This is a genomic window from uncultured Nostoc sp. (assembly GCF_937863485.1).
Classification (GTDB): Bacteria; Cyanobacteriota; Cyanobacteriia; order Cyanobacteriales; family Nostocaceae; genus Nostoc.
The window spans coordinates 34,659-52,466 of sequence record NZ_CALMFY010000096.1 but is presented as its reverse complement, the minus strand read 5'-3'; the positions used below and the strand labels follow the sequence as shown (position 1 = coordinate 52,466).

Annotated in this window: 14 protein-coding genes and 1 pseudogene; 13 read left to right on the top strand and 2 right to left on the bottom strand. The window is 41.7% G+C overall.

What is annotated here, in order from left to right; all coding sequences use genetic code 11:
- Window positions 1-30: 30 nt before the first annotated feature.
- From Q0541_RS12760 to Q0541_RS12740, 5 genes are all read left to right on the top strand, one after another.
- A complete protein-coding gene (locus Q0541_RS12760; protein WP_298910711.1) occupies window positions 31-936 on the top strand; it encodes a hypothetical protein in 906 nt (301 codons plus the stop codon).
- Window positions 937-1,130: 194 nt separating this feature from the next.
- The gene (locus Q0541_RS12755; RefSeq protein WP_298910708.1) at window positions 1,131-1,385 is read left to right on the top strand and encodes a SemiSWEET transporter; all 255 of its coding nucleotides are present in this window, start codon (window positions 1,131-1,133) and stop codon (window positions 1,383-1,385) included.
- A 148-nt stretch (window positions 1,386-1,533) separates the two neighbouring features.
- Complete coding sequence (locus Q0541_RS12750) at window positions 1,534-3,180, top strand: radical SAM protein (RefSeq protein WP_298910705.1); 1,647 nt, start codon at window positions 1,534-1,536, stop codon at window positions 3,178-3,180.
- Between the two features lie 11 nt (window positions 3,181-3,191).
- Complete coding sequence (locus Q0541_RS12745) at window positions 3,192-3,380, top strand: CPXCG motif-containing cysteine-rich protein (RefSeq protein ID WP_190728608.1); 189 nt, start codon at window positions 3,192-3,194, stop codon at window positions 3,378-3,380.
- Between the two features lie 19 nt (window positions 3,381-3,399).
- Complete coding sequence (locus Q0541_RS12740; protein WP_298910697.1) at window positions 3,400-3,846, top strand: SRPBCC family protein; 447 nt, start codon at window positions 3,400-3,402, stop codon at window positions 3,844-3,846.
- 79 nt (window positions 3,847-3,925) lie between these two features.
- On the opposite strand, the gene Q0541_RS12735 is transcribed toward Q0541_RS12740, so the two are convergent.
- On the bottom strand, window positions 3,926-4,747 hold the full coding sequence (locus Q0541_RS12735; protein WP_298910694.1) for an SDR family oxidoreductase: 822 nt from the start codon (window positions 4,745-4,747) through the stop codon (window positions 3,926-3,928).
- A 247-nt stretch (window positions 4,748-4,994) separates the two neighbouring features.
- On the opposite strand from Q0541_RS12735, the gene Q0541_RS12730 reads away from it, so the two are divergent.
- From Q0541_RS12730 to gshB, 8 genes and pseudogenes are all read left to right on the top strand, one after another.
- On the top strand, window positions 4,995-5,195 hold the full coding sequence (locus tag Q0541_RS12730) for a chlorophyll a/b-binding protein (RefSeq protein ID WP_298910690.1): 201 nt from the start codon (window positions 4,995-4,997) through the stop codon (window positions 5,193-5,195).
- A gap of 313 nt (window positions 5,196-5,508) precedes the next feature.
- A complete protein-coding gene (gene crtW, locus Q0541_RS12725; RefSeq protein WP_298910688.1) occupies window positions 5,509-6,270 on the top strand; it encodes a beta-carotene ketolase CrtW in 762 nt (253 codons plus the stop codon).
- Between the two features lie 221 nt (window positions 6,271-6,491).
- Complete coding sequence (gene cofG, locus Q0541_RS12720) at window positions 6,492-7,472, top strand: 7,8-didemethyl-8-hydroxy-5-deazariboflavin synthase subunit CofG (RefSeq protein ID WP_298910685.1); 981 nt, start codon at window positions 6,492-6,494, stop codon at window positions 7,470-7,472.
- A 338-nt stretch (window positions 7,473-7,810) separates the two neighbouring features.
- Window positions 7,811-9,136: pseudogene (locus Q0541_RS12715) on the top strand (ATP-binding protein).
- The gene (locus Q0541_RS12710) at window positions 9,133-10,260 is read left to right on the top strand and encodes a tetratricopeptide repeat protein (RefSeq protein WP_366941865.1); all 1,128 of its coding nucleotides are present in this window, start codon (window positions 9,133-9,135) and stop codon (window positions 10,258-10,260) included. Before Q0541_RS12715 ends, Q0541_RS12710 begins: the two are co-directional and overlap by 4 nt.
- Window positions 10,261-10,712: 452 nt before the next feature.
- On the top strand, window positions 10,713-12,458 hold the full coding sequence (gene hflX / locus Q0541_RS12705) for a GTPase HflX (protein ID WP_298910739.1): 1,746 nt from the start codon (window positions 10,713-10,715) through the stop codon (window positions 12,456-12,458).
- 785 nt (window positions 12,459-13,243) lie between these two features.
- The gene (gene grxC / locus Q0541_RS12700) at window positions 13,244-13,516 is read left to right on the top strand and encodes a glutaredoxin 3 (RefSeq protein WP_298910682.1); all 273 of its coding nucleotides are present in this window, start codon (window positions 13,244-13,246) and stop codon (window positions 13,514-13,516) included.
- 243 nt (window positions 13,517-13,759) lie between these two features.
- The gene (gshB, locus tag Q0541_RS12695) at window positions 13,760-14,734 is read left to right on the top strand and encodes a glutathione synthase (protein WP_298910679.1); all 975 of its coding nucleotides are present in this window, start codon (window positions 13,760-13,762) and stop codon (window positions 14,732-14,734) included.
- A 798-nt stretch (window positions 14,735-15,532) separates the two neighbouring features.
- Here gshB and ftsZ read toward each other — a convergent pair.
- Complete coding sequence (ftsZ, locus tag Q0541_RS12690; RefSeq protein WP_298910672.1) at window positions 15,533-16,849, bottom strand: cell division protein FtsZ; 1,317 nt, start codon at window positions 16,847-16,849, stop codon at window positions 15,533-15,535.
- Window positions 16,850-17,808: the final 959 nt, after the last annotated feature.

The following is a 17,808-nucleotide window of genomic DNA, read 5'->3' as shown; positions in this document are numbered from 1 at the left end:
TAAACTGGCTTGCATCAGCAAACTACCAACATGACCAGATTTATTCACGACCAATTCGCCAAAGACTACCTCGAACAATTACTCACTCCTTACGGCGAAGTCCAAGCAGCTAGACGAGTTGCAGGAGAAGTTAGACAAATTGACGTTTATTTCATCTTTAAACCACAACCAAGTAACATACCAGAAACACTCAGATTATTAAGTCAACTTGTCACTACCCCTTCTCTATTTGAACCCTTTCGTAACGCAGCGTCAGCTACAGAAATTTGCGATTGTCTATTAAAATTATTAGAGGTACGTGGCGATTTCCAACGACAAGCCAATCGAAATAAAACACGCATTCTAGAATCTGATTTACCAAAATTATGGATTCTTACTCCCACAGCATCAGCGCAACTTTTATCAGGATTTGGTGCTAACCCAAAAGATGACTACCTGCCTGGAATACACTTCATGGCAGAATATTTGCGTACTGCGATAGTAGCAATTCATCAGTTGCCTTCTATCTCAGAAACCTTATGGCTGAGAATCATCGGTAGAGGAAACGTTCAAAAGCAAGCAATTGACGAACTAGAAGCACTTACTCCTGATAATCCTTTCCGAAAAGCAGCGTTAGAATTGCTGTACAACTTACAACAAAACTTACAAGTTACTCAAAATCAAGACGAGGAAGATAGGGAATTACTTATGCGATTAGCACCACTTTACCAACAAGACCGAGAACAGGCGATACAAGAAGGTGAACAACGGGGACTCGAAACAGGAATTCAGCAGGGAGAACGCTTGGTGGTGGAAAACTTGCTGAAAGTTCGTTTTGGTGAAATAAATAATGAGCTTCAAGAAATTATTGAACCTTTATTAGCGTTACCACCAGAAGAGTTTACGCCTTTACTATTGCAGTTATCCCGTGAAGAATTAATTAATCGGTTTTGCTAGTGTCAATCACATATCCTTTAATGATTAGGATAAAGCTTAAAGGAAAAGGAAAAAACTTAACCTATTTCCCATTTTGATTTTATCCACTTTCAACCTTGCGTTAAAATGCAAAGTTGAAGACATTAATCCAGTATTATAAAAATACTTTTCTAAATTTTTAGCTAAGAAAAACTTTATTTGATAGGTTTGTATAAATGGATTTTCTGACAATTCTTGGATTAGCTGCTGCCACACTAACCACCACTGCCTTTTTACCACAGATGTTTCAGATATGGCGAACAAAATCAGCAAAAGATGTTTCTTTCATCATGCTGATTACATTTATTCTCGGTGTTTTTTTATGGTTAATTTACGGAATTTATCTACAAGCCTTGCCAATTATTGTTGCTAACAGCTTGACATTGTTTTTTAACTTGATAATTCTATGGCTTAAAATTAAATATAGATAAAGAAGCCCTGATGACTATAAATAAGTTACGTCTACACAAACTCTCGTCAGCCTGCGCGGACTAAAATCAAACCCACCTCGTGGGTTTTGCCTGTATAGGCGCGACTTAAAGTCGCCCACATTTTCACAAACACCCGTAAAAAACGCCTGTGACATCATCTGTATTTGACTCTGAACGCCTTCTGTTTACACCCACCACCCCAGATACCAACGCTATCCCCATAATCTTCGCCTTTCCCAATGAATACAGCGTAGGTATCACAAGCCTCGGCTATCAGGTAGTTTGGGCAACCTTGGCAATGCGTGATGATGTGCAGGTGAGTCGCCTGTTTACAGATACTCACGAACAACTCCCCAGAACACCGAAAATTGTGGGATTTTCGATTTCCTGGGAACTGGATTATGTGAATATTTTAAATTTACTGGAATCTTTAGAAATTCCCATTTTGGCAACTTCTCGCGATGATTCTCATCCAATAATTTTTGGTGGTGGCCCCGTTCTCACAGCTAATCCTGAACCTTTTGCAGATTTTTTTGATGTAATTTTACTGGGGGATGGCGAAAACCTGTTAGGGAATTTCATTGAGGCGTACAAAGAAGTGAGAAATGCTTCTAGACAAACTCAACTAACAAGACTTGCACAAGTCCCAGGAATTTATATTCCCAGTTTGTATGAAGTTGAATATCACAGCATAGATGGTGCAGTAAAGTCAATTAAACCAATTTCTCCAGAAATTCCCGCAGTGGTGCAAAAGCAAACTTATCGGGGAAATACTCTATCGGCCTCGACTGTAGTCACTGAAAAAGCTGCATGGGAAAATATTTACATGGTGGAAGTGGTAAGAAGTTGTCCAGAAATGTGCCGCTTTTGTTTGGCAAGTTATCTCACACTGCCTTTTAGAACAGCCAGTCTTGAAAGTTCATTAATTCCAGCGATCGCGAAAGGTTTAGAAGTTACAAATCGGCTAGGATTATTGGGGGCTTCTGTAACTCAGCACCCAGAATTTGAGACTTTGCTAGATTATATTAGTCAGCCAAAGTACGATGATGTCCGTCTCAGTATTGCCTCAGTGCGAACCAATACTGTAACTGTTCAGTTAGCAGAAACTTTGGCGAAACGAGACACGCGATCGCTTACCATTGCTGTAGAAAGTGGTTCTGAAAAAATCCGGCAAATCATCAACAAAAAGCTGCATAACGATGAAATCATCCAAGCGGCGATAAATGCCAAAGCTGGTGGATTAAAAAGCTTGAAACTCTACGGAATGGCAGGAATTCCCGGTGAAGAACCAGAGGATTTAGAGCAAACTGTGGCGATGATGCGTAGTATTAAAAAAGCTGCACAGGGATTGCGGTTAACATTTGGATGCAGTACCTTTGTACCCAAAGCACACACACCGTTTCAATGGTTTGGGGTGAATCGCCAAGCAGAAAAGCGGTTGCAGTTTTTGCAAAAACAGCTAAAACCACAGGGGATAGAGTTTCGCCCCGAAAGCTATAATTGGTCGATTATACAAGCTTTGTTATCCAGAGGCGATCGCAGAGTGTCTCAACTCCTCCAACTTACTCGTGACTTTGGCGACTCCTTGGGTAGCTATAAACGTGCTTTCAAACAACTTAAAGGACAAATCCCTGATTTAGATTTCTACGTCCACGCCGAGTGGTCAACAGAGCAAGTATTACCCTGGAGTCACTTGCAAGGGCCTCTGCCACAGTCTACACTACTAAAGCATTTGGCTGATGCTAAGAGTTATATCAACCCATCCCCAAAGGAATTACAGCCATTGAATTCATAGCTGAAAACTTGATGCAAAACACAGCTGAGTATTACTGCGCCTATTGCGGCGAACCGAACTTAACTTTTATTGATTTGAGTGCTGGAGGACAACAATCTTATATTGAAGATTGTCAAGTTTGCTGTAACCCCAATATTTTGTATGTGCGGGTTGATGAAGATACTCTAGATATCGAGATTGACACCGAATCCGAAAGTTGAATTTTAGGTTTCTCTTTCCATGCTGCACTTTAAACATTTCTCAGTAATTAATGCCCCACCAGAAGTAGTTTGGAAATTTCACGAAAGGCCAGATATTTTGCAACTGCTGAATCCACCTTGGCAGCCAGTCCAAGTGGTTCGTCGTGAGGGGGGGCTGAACGTGGGCGCTATCACCGAATTTCGCCTGTTTCTCGGCCCATTACCCTTAACTTGGTTAGCGCGTCATACTGAATGTGAAAAATATCACCTGTTTACCGACGAACAGATATCTGGCCCTTTTGAATCTTGGGTACATCGACATGAATTTGAACTAGAAAATGGCAAAACTAGGCTGACTGATGCTATTTCCTTCTCTATGCCTGGCGGAGGAACAGTTGAATTTGCCAGTGGTTGGTTAGTGCAAGTGCAACTAGAAGCAATGTTTCGCTATCGCCACTATGTGACTAAACGGGAGTGCGAGTCCTGATAAACTAATGATCCTTCCTTTTTCCCGGATAATTCACTTTTAGTAAGCGGCTCTAGCTCTTTGACTTATCTATCAAAAATTAATTATCCTGATTCTTCAAGGCTTGTCGAGAAACCCACTTAATCAAACCAGGAAACAAGCGATACAAAGCCTGCGATAAATTCGCCGAACCAACCATTACTTCTGGCTTCTTATTTTTAACTGCATCCCAGATAGCATTTGCCACATTTTCAGGCTTCTCAACTAGAGGATTTTTAAACACATTTTCGAGTTGTTCGCGCCGACTTTGAGCGTCTTGCTCATCCTTACCCCGAAAAACTGCTAGTTTCATCAAACTACTCTTAATCAAATTCGGATGAATGCCACAAACATGAATACCTTTTGGCTGCAATTCTACTTGTAGTGCTTCTGTTAACCCTGTCACACCAAACTTACTAGTACAGTAGGGAACTAAGTAAGCAGTAGGCACCTTACCAGCGATGGAACTTAAATTAACAATGGTTCCACTTCCTCTCTGGAGAAAATGAGGTAGAAGGGCATTAATTGTATGGATATATCCCCATAAATTAGTGTCTATAATTTGATGCCAATCACTCAGAGAAAACTGCTCTACTGGACCCGATGCGAAGATACCTGCATTGTTTATCAACACATCGATATAACCATAATGCTCCAATGCCTTTTGCACCAATGTGTGTACCTGAAATGGGTCAGTAACATCGCAGATAACAGTTAATGGTGCTGCAGCACCACCAAGGCTTTGTACTTCCTGCGCTACAGCTTCCAAGCCCTCAGCATGACGAGCTGCAATTACAAGGTCATATCCTTGCCGAGAAAATAAAAGAGCGGTTGCTTTGCCAATGCCTTCAGAAGCACCTGTAATCAATACCGTAGGAGCCATAGTATAAGTTTGAAAAATATTATTTGCTCTTTTTTAGTTTGGGCAATAACACTCAGGAAACCTTCTAACTTTCGTTAGATTTTTTCTGATATCTGAAATATTATTTTGCTAATTTAAAAATATTTCCTGAAAATCTTTAAAATCTCATCCTTTAGCTTGTTTACACTTTAGTACTACAGACAAATAGCTCTAATTTATTGGTTAAATAGGATTAAAAATATAATTTAATTCTTCAGGAAAATCAACAATGGAACTTTACCCAAGTGATGCAACAGAAAACACATACAATGCCAAGAATCGTAATGCTTTAGAGTTGGGGTTTACTCCTGGGTCCGAACTTTGGAACGGTCGTTTAGCTATGGTCGGTTTTGTCGCTTATCTAGTTTGGGATCTCAACGGCTACAGCGTAATGCGGGAATTACTCCACTTCATACCCGATTTCCGCTAATTATGTTACCATCCTTTTTTTCACCATCTTCGGCTGTTTAGTAAGTAATAAATAAAAAACTAGTTTTTAGAATTACTAGTAACTCAGTGTTAACACTTATATTTTCCAACCTCTAAACCGAAAATATTTGTTGGTATCGGCTTGCATGTGTAATAATAGTTAAAGTATCTTAATATTTATAAACAATTTAAAGTATTGGCATTGTCCAATGCGAAACACTGACCACTAAAAGGGTTTTCTGGCTCGTGGTTAGTACTTTTTGTGGTGACTATATTTTAGGAATTTTTACCTGAATACTAGGCGGAGTAAAAGCGTGATTCAATTAGAACAACCACCCAGTCATCAAACAAAACTGACACCAGTAGTGAAAAGTAAATCTCAGTATAAGGGACTTTTCATTGCTATTGTCATTGTTAGCGCATGGGTCATTAGCCTGAGTTTATTACTTTCCCTTGACATCTCCAAGTTAAAATTGTGGATGTTATCGCCTGTTATCCTATGGCAAACATTTTTATATACGGGATTATTTATTACATCACATGATGCTATGCATGGGGTAGTGTTTCCTCAGAACACCAAGATTAATCATCTTATTGGGACATTAACCCTATCTTTTTACGGTCTTTTACCATATAAAAAATTATTGAAAAAACATTGGGTGCATCACCACAATCCAGCAAGTCAAACAGACCCAGATTTTCATAATGGGAAATACAAAAATTTATTTGCTTGGTATGTTTATTTTATGAAGGGTTACTGGAGTTGGGGACAAATTATTGCTCTGACTCTTATCTATCACTTTGCTAATTACATCCTTCATATACCACACGCTAATCTAACAACCTTTTGGGTGATTCCCTCGCTTTTAAGTTCATTGCAATTATTTTATTTTGGTACTTTTCTACCTCATAGCGAACCCATAGGAGGTTATATTCAGCCTCATCGTGCCCAAACAATTAGCCGTCCAATTTGGTGGTCATTTATCACCTGCTATCATTTTGGCTACCACGAGGAACATCACGAGTATCCCCATGCTACTTGGTGGCAGTTACCAGAAATTTATAAAACAAAATAGTTATTGTTTATCTAATATGATAATAACAACAGTCAAAATAATTCGTAATTTGTAATTATTACCTCATGACTGAAGTCACTTGCTCTAAAATAAGCAATAAATTGATTTCTCTCCATAAGTAAAGTTAAAGGCTTGTACCTTTAATTACGAATTAGTAATTATCTTAATCACACGGTAATCTATACACTTTGAGCAAGGCATTCTCTTAGATTATCCTGCTTATGCCAATTAATAATTCTCGTCTTGTCACCTATAGCCCTGCTTATACAATCGTTCCGACTTACGAATGCTTTAATCGTTGTAGTTACTGCAACTTTCGCAGTGAACCGGGTAAAAGTCCCTGGATGAGTCTTTCAGATGCAGAAAGTATTTTAAAACCACTTCAAAGCGAAAAAGTCTGTGAAATCCTCATACTCAGCGGTGAAGTACATCCCCATTTGCCAAGGCGTCAGGCGTGGTTTGGGCGGATTTATGATTTGTGTGAATTAGCGCTTTCAATGGGGTTTTTACCGCATACAAATGTAGGGCCGCTGAGTTTTGAAGAAATGCAAAAGCTCAAGCGTGTGAATGTTTCGATGGGGCTGATGTTGGAACAGTTAACGCCAACATTGTTAAATAGTGTACATCGGCACGCACCGAGTAAATTACCTGAAGTCCGTTTACAACAATTGCAATGGGCGGGAGAGTTGCAGATTGCCTTTACAACTGGGTTACTTTTGGGAATTGGAGAAACAGTTGATGATTGGTGGGAAACATTAACAGCTATATCTCAACTGCATCAACATTATCACCACATTCAAGAAGTTATCCTGCAACCTCATAGTCCAGGACATCAGCAAACTTTTGATGCACCACCTTTTGACCCCCATCAGTTACCAGAAGTCATTTTCAGGGCGCGTCAGATTTTACCGCCAGATATTACGATTCAAATTCCGCCGAATTTAGTTAAAGATGACCGATGGTTACTTGCTTGTATCGAAGCTGGTGCGCGAGATTTGGGCGGAATTGGGCCAAAAGATGAGGTCAATCCCGATTATCCTCATGTTCAGGAACAGGCATTAAGAGAAATTTTACAGCCTACGGGGTGGGAATTGGTGCCCCGTTTGCCAGTTTATCCGCAATTTGATAGCTGGTTGTCAGGGGAATTACAAACAGTGGTGAAACGCTGGCGAAAGACTCTAACCCCAGTTTCTCTTTTGTAAGAACAGGGAAGTAGAGATTTTCCTATCTCGTAGTAATTTTTTTGCTGACGAGTATTTGAGGTGCGTTCATCCACCTCTGAACTCCGTTGACGAGTCTTTTAAGTGGATTCATCCACCTCTGAACTCCGTTGACGAGTCTTTGAACTAGATTAATCCACCTCTGAACTCCGTTGACGAGTATTTGAACTGGATGAATCCACCTTTGAACTCCGTTAACGAGTATTTGAACTGGATGAATCCACCTTTGAACTCCGTTAATGAGTCTTTGAGGTGGATGAACGCACCTCAATTTTCTATAATCTCGATTATTATGAGCATCATTGCTATATTTTTTACCTATGGTTAATAGTACTGACTTACTCGCAAACCTCTACAACGCCTTTAACCCCTTTGAACCCTTACCCGCAGGTGATCCAAAATATGTAGATTGTCAGGATGTGCGGGGAGATGCGGATATTTTGCAAGAGTTGGGAAATCGGATGCAATTGGCAAATAGAAATACTTGCCAATTGTATTCTGGTCATCGGGGTGCGGGGAAGTCTACAGAATTACTCAGGTTAAAGAAGTATTTAGAAAATCGGCAATTTTATGTGGTGTATTTTGCGGCTGATCAAGAGGATATCGATTCTGAAGATGCCCAATATACAGATATACTCCTCGCCTGTACCCGCCGTTTACTCAAAGATTTAAAAGAAATTGCCAGTCCTGACCCTATACTCAACTGGTTAAAAAGTCGTTGGGAAGATTTAAAAGATTTGGCGCAGACTCCTATAGAGTTTGAAAGTCTGGGAGTAGAAGCCAAACTTGCTCAATTTGCCAAGTTGACCGCGAATTTAAGGGCTGTTCCTGAATTACGCCATAGGATTCGCCAAAAAATCGATCCTTACACTGTCACTTTAATTCAGGTGTTAAATGAATTTCTGGTGGATGCAAAGAAGAACTTACCTACGGGTAAAACTCAACTGGCGGTAATTGTCGATAATTTAGACCGGATGGTGTTAGTCAAAGACGGAGAACGCACCAACTATGAGGAAGTCTTTTTAGACCGGAGCGAACAACTCCAAGCTTTAGATTGCCATTTGATTTACACTGTCCCCATTTCAATGGTTTATTCTACCAGAGCAACAGACCTCAGAGATATCTACGGCGACCCCCAAATTTTGCCGATGATTATGGTAAACACTCTCAAGGGAGACATTTACCAGCCAGGACTCAAGAAAGTTAAGGAAGTAATTAACAAGCGAGTCCGGCAAATTGCACCCGAACTATCACTAGAGAAGGAAATTTTCGACAATCCCCAAACCTTAGACAGACTTTGTTTGATGAGTGGAGGTCATGTGAGGAATTTGCTATTGTTAACTCAAGATGCTATTGGGCGCACTGAAGAGTTACCTGTTTCATAAAAGGCAGTGCGACGAGCAATTACTCAAGCTAGAGATACTTATCGCCGCGCTGTGGAAAATCATCAATGGCATCTGTTAGCGAAAGTGTCTTGTTCTAAGCGCATTATTAATGATGACTTGTATCGGAGTTTGATGTATAATCGCTGTCTTTTAAAATACCGCTATTTTGATGATGAGGGAGAGATGCAGCGTTGGTATGATATTCATCCATTGATTCAAGGAATTCCAGAATTTCAAGAAGCCGTAGCGAAACTTTCATGAACCCAAATTTAAGTGATTGGGATGATGATTTACCCCCAGAACCAGAAGAAGCTTATCAAGACTTACTTCGCGCACTGAAGCGAAAATCAGGATTTGGTTTGTTTTTTGTTCAATGTACACCTGTAGAAGCAGACAATTTAATTCTCAAACTCCCTCAAGAGATTCCGCAGAAGAAGATTGCAATTTTGCGCTTAGTTGAGGCGATTAAGAGTTTATATCAGCCAGTAGCAGAGTTTGTTAAAGACAAGCAAGTTGATATTTTATTGATTAAAGGTCTGGAATATTCTTTATATAAATATGAAAAAAGAAGTTTTGGGGAAATTACAGAAGGACAATTTAGTAATTTAACCAATGTTCCGCATATTTTAAATCACTTAAACCAACAGCGAGAACGCTTTAGAGATGATTTTCCAATTAGCTTTGTTTTTCTTTTGCGTTCATTTTCGATAAACTATTTTATTCATCGCGCCCCAGATTTTTTTGATTGGCGTTCTGGCGTGTTTGAATTACCGACAACGCCAGAATTAGTAGAACAAGAATCAAATCGTCTTTTGTTGGAAGGAGACTATGAAGAATATTTGCAACTCCATACTGAACAAAAGATAGAGAAAATTTTGGAAATTCAGGAACTTCTTAGTGAAACATATCAAAAATTAATTCGGAGGTCTAATTTATTATTTAAAATAGGAAATTTGTTAGTTGCTGTTAACGAATATGAAGGATCTCTCACATCCTACGACCAAGCACTGAAAATTCAACCTGATTATCACTATGCTTGGAATGGTAAAGGTAATGCGTTAGCGAATTTGGGGCGCAATGCAGAAGCGATCGCATCGTATGATCAAGCGCTGAAAATTATACGAGATTACCACCAAGCTTGGTATAACCGGGGCAATGCACTAGGTAAATTAGGACGCAATGAAGAAGCGATTTCATCTTACGACCAAGCACTGAAAATTCAATCTGATTTACACCAAGCTTGGTACAATAGGGGTATTGTGCTAGCCAAATTAGGACGTTTTGAAGAAGCTATTGCATCCTACGACCAAGCACTGAAAATTAGACCAGACGATTATTCTGCTTGGAACCTTCGGGCCATAACACGATGGAATTTAAAAAACTAAGAAGATGCGATCGCATCTTTTGACCAAGCACTAGAAATTAAACTGATGTACCTCTAAATAATTGGGCTGCAAGTAACTTACGTGTTGCTTCAACCCTGCGTCTGTCTCGATTAAATTGCTTAGAACAGTTTTTGTTGCTAGTTAAAATAGGGCAAATTTCTGACTCAGATGCAAAGCGTTTAAAAGAAGTATGGGATTTGCATATTAAGCCTCAATTTTAAGCAACTAAAATTAAAAGCGATCGCTACAAATTTATCTTTATTCGGAGACAGTGTGAATAGAAACCATTGCTCGACGGGGTACATAGCACTACCACCAAAATACCCTTAAATGAAAACTATGCGCGACTAATTCACAATGCATCCCTCAAAGGAGAGAGATAGGAGCCTAAACCCTGTTGTAAAATAGACATATAAGGATTGGGGGGGCCATTTAACTGGTCATAAACGCCTATAGAGACTATTTTTGGAAATCTCCAAGGTTTGAAGTCCAGCCAGCTGAAACAACTACAGCGGCTGTATCACCAGCGCATACCAGGCGATCGCATCACCACGCCTGAGTTTTCCCAGCGTCTGGCGGCAATTAGCACAGAAGTCAATCAGCCTGTGTGCGCCTACATCAACCGTCGCGGACAAGTGATTCGCGTCGGGGTAGGCACACCGCGTCAAACGCAAATACCACCGCTGGAATTGCCCCGTTACGGTGCAGAACGACTCAGCGGTATTCGTTGTATTGCCACACATCTGAAGCCAGAACCGCCAAATGAGGCGGCGCTCACGGCTATGGCACTGCAACGCTTAGATGCCCTAGTTGTCCTAAACATTACCGGAACGGGATTTACACGGCGGGGAGGGGGTTCGACTGGGTACGTCAAAGAAGCTTATCTGGCTCATCTGACACCCCAAGAATCTCGCACCCTGATTACTAGTCCTGCTGCTCCCAAGGTAGGGGAGAGCCAAATCCAATCTCCAAGTTGGAATATATCGCCACCTCTGGACTTGGATGATCTGGCAGACCAGGATTTAGTAGACTTGGTAGAAAATCTGGAAGCGGAATTCCAGCGGGAATTTATCGCCCAGGAAGTAGATGCTGACCACGATCGCGTGCTGATTGTGGGGCTGATGACCAGTGAGATGACTCCCCTACAATTCCAAGACAACCTATTGGAATTGGCACGTTTAGTTGATACCGCTGGGGGAGATGTATTACAGACAATACAACAAAAGCGATCGCGCATTCATCCCCAGACAGTAGTTGGCGAAGGTAAGGTGCAAGAAATTGCCCTAACTGCCCAAACACTAGGAGTCAATCTCGTCGTCTTCGACCGCGACCTCTCACCCTCCCAAGTCCGCAACTTAGAAATGCAAATTGGTATCCGGGTGGTTGACCGCACCGAAGTGATTTTGGATATCTTTGCCCAACGCGCTCAGTCCCGTGCTGGTAAATTGCAAGTAGAATTAGCACAGCTAGAATACATGCAGCCGCGACTGGCTGGTAGAGGTCGCACCATGTCCCGATTAGGTGGTGGTATTGGGACTCGTGGTCCTGGTGAAACCAAACTTGAAACTGAACGCCGTGCCATTGGGCAGCGCATTTCCCGACTGCAAAAAGAAGTGGATCAGTTGCAAGCCCATCGTTCGCGGTTACGGCAGCGACGGCAGCATCAAGAAGTTCCTTCGGTGGCTTTGGTTGGATATACCAACGCTGGCAAGTCCACTTTGCTGAATGCTCTCACGAATGCAGAAGTTTATACAGCCGACCAGCTATTTGCCACTCTCGATCCCACCACGCGCCGTCTGGTAATTCCTCATGGCGAAACTGATGAACATCAGGAAATTCTGATTACAGATACAGTAGGGTTTATACACGAACTGCCTGCATCGTTAATGGATGCCTTCCGCGCCACCTTGGAGGAAGTCACAGAAGCCGATGCCCTACTACATTTGGTGGATTTGTCTCACCCGGCTTGGTTGCGTCATATTCGCTCAGTTAGGGAAATCTTGGCGCAAATGCCAATAACTCCTGGCCCGGCGCTGGTTGTTTTTAATAAGATTGATGAAGCCGATGGTGAGACACTGGCTCTAGCTAGGGAAGAATTTCCCTTAGCAGTATTTATTTCTGCGAGTCAGCGCTTGGGATTAGAAACCTTACGTCACCGCCTTGCCCAGCTAATTGAATATGCCGTTGACTGTGGGTAAATACTGAAATTAAAGTTTTGTATTTCAGTTAAAAATGCCGTAGTTTTATTGACTACGGCATTTGCTATTAAAGATAAAGAACATTTCTACTCCCCTAAGCTCAAATAGACTAAATATACTGAAAAAGCTTTTGCCACTATAGTTTAAGCGATTGTGATCAAAACTGTATACCTTTATAGACTCCTTCTAAACCGCGTCCACCTTGAAAACTGTAGTTCTTTCCCTATGAAAAGAAAAAACCCTCATCCCCCAGCCCCTTCTCCCAATATTGGGAGAAGGGGAGCCGGAAACAAGTCCCTCTCCCCCTACTTGGGAGAGGGATTTAGGCTGAGGGCAAAAACTACGGTTCTCAACATAGATGAGGTTTATATGCAAAATTTTCCCTTTTAACAGGATAGGCATCTACATGGCTTAAAAACTTGTATTTAGTCCTCTTGAGAAGAATACAAACTATTAGTCTCGGAATTTATTCCCAAGCGGGATGACAACGAAGCCCAAAATTTATTTAATGTTGGTAATGACAAGCTCTTAAAGCTTGCTATACAATCGCTAAAAAGCCTCTAAAACAAGCTAGCTTTTTAGCAATTTTGATTTTTGAACTTTGCGTACTCCTGCAAAGAAGCAAGCTTGGCGTAGCATGTGTCGAAGGGATTCATCTGTACTAGTAACTTCATGTGGCAAATTTAGTTAGCCACTTCTGAGGATAAAGTCAAAACGAGATAGAGCCGCTACAGCAAGTGGCAAAGTTCTAAAATTAAGAAGTATTAAATCAAGTTGAGGACATTATGGCTGCAAACGTAGAAATTTACACTTGGAGGACTTGCCCTTTTTGCATCCGTGCCAAAAGTTTGCTGAACAACAAGGGGGTTGAATTTATCGAATACAGTATTGACGGAGATGAGGTAGCCAGAAATAAAATGGCTCAAAGAGCAAATGGACGCCGTTCTTTACCGCAAATTTTCATCAATGATGAACATATTGGTGGTTGTGATGATATCCACGCTTTAGACCGTCAAGGCAAGCTCGATGAGCTACTAACTTCTAGCAATAGCGTGTAGATTCAGAAGGTTTTGCGATCGCTAGCGACAAGCCGCTGCAAATTACCCGCCAGTCGCAACAACTCTAGAAGGAAGAGGAACGCTGCCTTGTTTACAGACTTTTTTATCACAAAAGTCATATCTGTCCACAAGACTTTACCCTCTAGGTTCTACTCAGCAGTACACATGTACGTCAATTGGTGAGAGCATCAAGAGATAATAATTGAATAACCATTTAATTTCTTGGTGATTGAGGTATAAAGGGTGAAACTGGCTTTTATCATTGATCCCATCCATCAGCTTGACCCGTGTCATGATACCAGTGTTGCCCTGATTGAAGCAGCGCAAATCTTGGGACACGAAGTCTGGGTAACTCAGGGAAACCTGCTGAGTGTGGTGGATAGCAAAGCTTGGGCTGTACTACAGCGAGTTGAAGTTATACCAGTGCAGTTGGTAGAGGGACGCTGGATAGCCGCCAATCCTTGGTATAAGTTGAGCGATTCCTCCTTTACTTCTTTAGAGACAATGGATACCGTATTTATACGGACAGATCCACCAGTCAATGATTCCTACCTCTATGCCACCTACATTCTGGATTATATTGACCAAAATAAAACCCTGGTGATTAACAGTCCCGGTGGCATCCGAGGGGCAAATGAAAAAATGTACGCCCTCCAGTTTACCAAAGCGATTCCAGAAACGATTGTCAGTGCTGATAAGCAGTTTATCCGGCAATTTGTCGAAGCAAAGGGAGCTGCGGTTCTCAAACCACTGGGTAACAAAGCTGGGGAAGGAATTTTATTTTTGCAATCAGGCGATCGCAATTTTAACTCTATTGTCGAACTCAGTACCCTCCAAGGTCGAGTGCCAGTAATGGTGCAGACCTATCTACCGGAGGCAAAAGAAGGAGATAAGCGAATTATCCTGCTGAATGGCGAACCGATTGGTGCGCTCAATCGCCTCTCTAGCGGAACTGATTTTCGCAATAATATGGCAACTGGTGGTACAGTGGCTCAAACCGAAATTACCCCAAGAGAGGATGAAATTTGTACCCAAGTAGCTGAACGCTTACGCCAAGATGGCTTAATTTTTGTGGGTATTGACGTTATTGGTGGCTACCTAACTGAAGTTAACGTCACTAGTCCTACCGGAATTCGTGAGATTGATCGCCTAGATGGTACTCACCTTGGTCATCAGGTTATTCAATGGATTGAACAGACACTAAAAAGCAAAAAATAATTTAGAATTATTTTTTGTTTCGTGTCTTATTCTACGTGAGTTTGACGGCTGATGTGATATTCGCCTAATGAACTGAATCAAAAAATCTCTAAGAGGATGTTTGAAAAGTATTGTTGGTAACAGCAATACCTGCCAAACCTAACCCCCTTCCCGATGTTACTGTTGGCGAACGCAAGAGCGGAGCGTCTCTAAGAGTTGCGGCATCAAGTGCGGGAATGGGGATTTCAAAGCCTCTCTCCCTCTGGGGAGGGGAATGGCAGCGAGGTTTCTAGTATACTTTGCGACTTTTCAAATATCCTCAAAGAGATTTTACTACGCAAAACGTCCCTCTCTGACTCCTAGAGGACAAACTTAAACTAAAGTTCAAGTCTGGGAGAGGTTCATCGAACTCACGTTATTCTCCAAGAAACAGACTTCCTTCAACGCTTGCATAGGCGAGTTCCCCACGCAACTTTCTTTAAGTAAATATATTTACTTGTACCGAATATGAGTTTAATGGATCGCGGGGGTAGATGTAGCGATGTCTACACGGGCTGTTCAGCGTCGCATCTGTAGTCGGACATGCCTTCCTGTTTTTTTATTCCAAAAGCACATTTGGACATGTGAGCCAGCAGACTCCTGCCCAAGTTCATTCTATAAGTAGCGTTAACAATGTTTCTTTACCAATTAACAAAATTGGGGATGGCAACGAATTGCTTACCCTGCTTTTGGTAAAACCCTGGAACTAGCAGATTTTATACAGCACTCAGCCTAACCTGAGACTGCTAATTTAATCTAAAATCTCAAATCCAAAATCATTTAATTCCGTGGTGTTCGTCGGTTTCTCAAGAAGTCAGGTATATCCAATCCAGGTTTTTCTTTTGGTTCTGGAGTTGGAGTTGGAGTTGGGGTTGGAGTTGGAGTTGAGGTTGGGGGATTAACTGGGGGTTGCTGTGTTGTTGGTCGCTTCGAGGTATTAGGTGCGACTCGAACGTTAGCCACGCTTTGTTGTGGTACAGCTTGCACTTCACCTGTAAATCCAGTAGCAATTACAGTAATTCTTACCTCACCTTGGAGTCTGTCATCAATTACGGCCCCAAAAATAATATTGGCGTTGGGATCAACTACTTCATAGATTGCTTCTGCGGCTGCATTCACTTCATGCAAAGTCAGGTCAGTACCACCTGTAATATTAAAGACAACACCCCTAGCACCTTCAATAGAACATTCTAGTAACGGCGAAGAAATAGCTGCGATCGCAGCTTCTCTGGCTCTAGATTTACCAGAGCTAACGCCAATTCCCATCAATGCCGATCCCGCATCTGCCATTACAGCTCGGACATCAGCAAAGTCAACATTTACCAAACCTGGGATCGTGATGATATCAGAAATACCTTGCACCCCTTGACGCAGCACATCATCTGCATAGCGAAAAGCTTCTTGTACAGGCGTTTGTTCGGGGATCACCTCCAGTAGTTTGTTATTGGGGATAATGATCAGTGTATCTACTCTACTTTTTAGTCCTTCGATACCTTGTTCCGCTTGGCTGGTGCGGCGGCGTCCCTCAAAGACAAATGGACGTGTGACTACACCAACAGTGAGAGCGCCCATTTCTTTTGCTACTTCTGCCACAATCGGGGCTGCACCTGTCCCAGTGCCACCGCCCATACCAGCGGTGATAAATACTAGGTCTGCTCCCTCTAAAGCTGTAGCAATTTCGTCTCGTGATTCCTCAGCTGCCTTTTGACCAATCGCAGGATTACCACCTGCTCCTAAACCCCGCGTTAACTTCTGTCCAATTTGCAATCTACTGGGAGCGCCTGCCAGAGTTAATGCTTGGGCATCAGTATTAATTGACCAAAACTCTACCCCAGAGACATCAGATTCGATCATGCGGTTAACGGCATTACCACCGCCACCACCTACACCAATTACTTTGATGTTGGCAACCCGGCCAGGAACAATCTCGCCAATTCGGCTATTTTCCGCAAAAATCTTCTTATTTTCGTGATTTGGTCCAAAGTTCACCCCAGAGTTATTAAAGGGATTGGTCGAGTTAACTGCCAGCGAGAACCCCGGCTGTCCCGTAGATTGGGCATTTTTATAGGTAAGTCCTTGGTTATTATCAAGTGTCATTGGATTTGTGAAAGGGTAGATAAACGACTTTTTCAGGTGTTATTCACTTAAGAGTCAACTATAGTTTGACACTGCCACAATACTATGGCACTGTTCTTTATTGTTTTCACTACTGCCAAGCCTAACAGAATTGGCAGTGTGAAAATTTGCTATGGGATAAGCTTTTAAGGCAGCCGATCGCACAGCCAATTCTAGAGAAGTATACTGAACATTTATCTAAAAGTGTTCTGTATAACTTCAACCAGACATTAATCTCTTCATTCTTCTCAACAGAGGACATAGCTTGTAAAGATACGCCACAACGCATCTTATCTGCCTCAATAATATTGTTAATAGGTTTCACCATTGGGAATGATTGCAACTTTAAACACAAAATTTACCTTCTACTTACTTATCTTTAAGGTTGAAGTAAGTAAAAATTTACTTGTCAGACTATACCTGATTAATTTGTTGTTTGGGGGGTCTTAATGGACACTTTGTTGGAACCAGAGTCTATCTTACGAGAACCCCCACTAGTGTGGTCAACAAATCAAGATTTTCCTAGAGGTTTGGTAACCCAATAAGAATTACGGTACAGAATAGTCTAAACTGATTGCCCAGAAGCAATGCTTACGCAACTTTGGGTGGCATTTTCCGTTACAGATTGAAACTTCGGTAAACTGTCTTTGGAAGTGTCCTTAACAGACCAAAGCTAGAGCGTTTTTGGCTCTGCACTTGGATGGCGGCATAAACCGTTCTCATCAGTGCCCTCCCAAAAGCGAGTCTGAATCTTAACGAAAAACTCAAGCATTTTCCTCTTTTCCGCACTGGGTTTAGTCAAGAAATGTATGGGCAGAAGGCATTTTGCACGCCATAGACCATAATCAGATTGTCCGACATCTTGCATCCCACCATTAGATGTTAGGGTCACAATTGAGAGTGTTTTACTCACAATGGAGACTTTATGATTGATCTTCTCA

Excerpts from the sequence above, each read along its gene's own strand:
- Q0541_RS12760 (WP_298910711.1), top strand. The coding sequence starts at position 31 with ATGACCAGATTTATTCACGACCAATTCGCCAAAGACTACCTCGAACAA.
- Q0541_RS12755 (WP_298910708.1), top strand. The coding sequence starts at position 1,131 with ATGGATTTTCTGACAATTCTTGGATTAGCTGCTGCCACACTAACCACC.
- Q0541_RS12745 (WP_190728608.1), top strand. The coding sequence starts at position 3,192 with ATGCAAAACACAGCTGAGTATTACTGCGCCTATTGCGGCGAACCGAAC.
- Q0541_RS12740 (WP_298910697.1), top strand. The coding sequence starts at position 3,400 with ATGCTGCACTTTAAACATTTCTCAGTAATTAATGCCCCACCAGAAGTA.
- Q0541_RS12735 (WP_298910694.1), bottom strand. The coding sequence starts at position 4,747 with ATGGCTCCTACGGTATTGATTACAGGTGCTTCTGAAGGCATTGGCAAA.
- Q0541_RS12730 (WP_298910690.1), top strand. The coding sequence starts at position 4,995 with ATGGAACTTTACCCAAGTGATGCAACAGAAAACACATACAATGCCAAG.
- cofG (WP_298910685.1), top strand. The coding sequence starts at position 6,492 with ATGCCAATTAATAATTCTCGTCTTGTCACCTATAGCCCTGCTTATACA.
- Q0541_RS12710 (WP_366941865.1), top strand. The coding sequence starts at position 9,133 with ATGAACCCAAATTTAAGTGATTGGGATGATGATTTACCCCCAGAACCA.
- grxC (WP_298910682.1), top strand. The coding sequence starts at position 13,244 with ATGGCTGCAAACGTAGAAATTTACACTTGGAGGACTTGCCCTTTTTGC.
- ftsZ (WP_298910672.1), bottom strand. The coding sequence starts at position 16,849 with ATGACACTTGATAATAACCAAGGACTTACCTATAAAAATGCCCAATCT.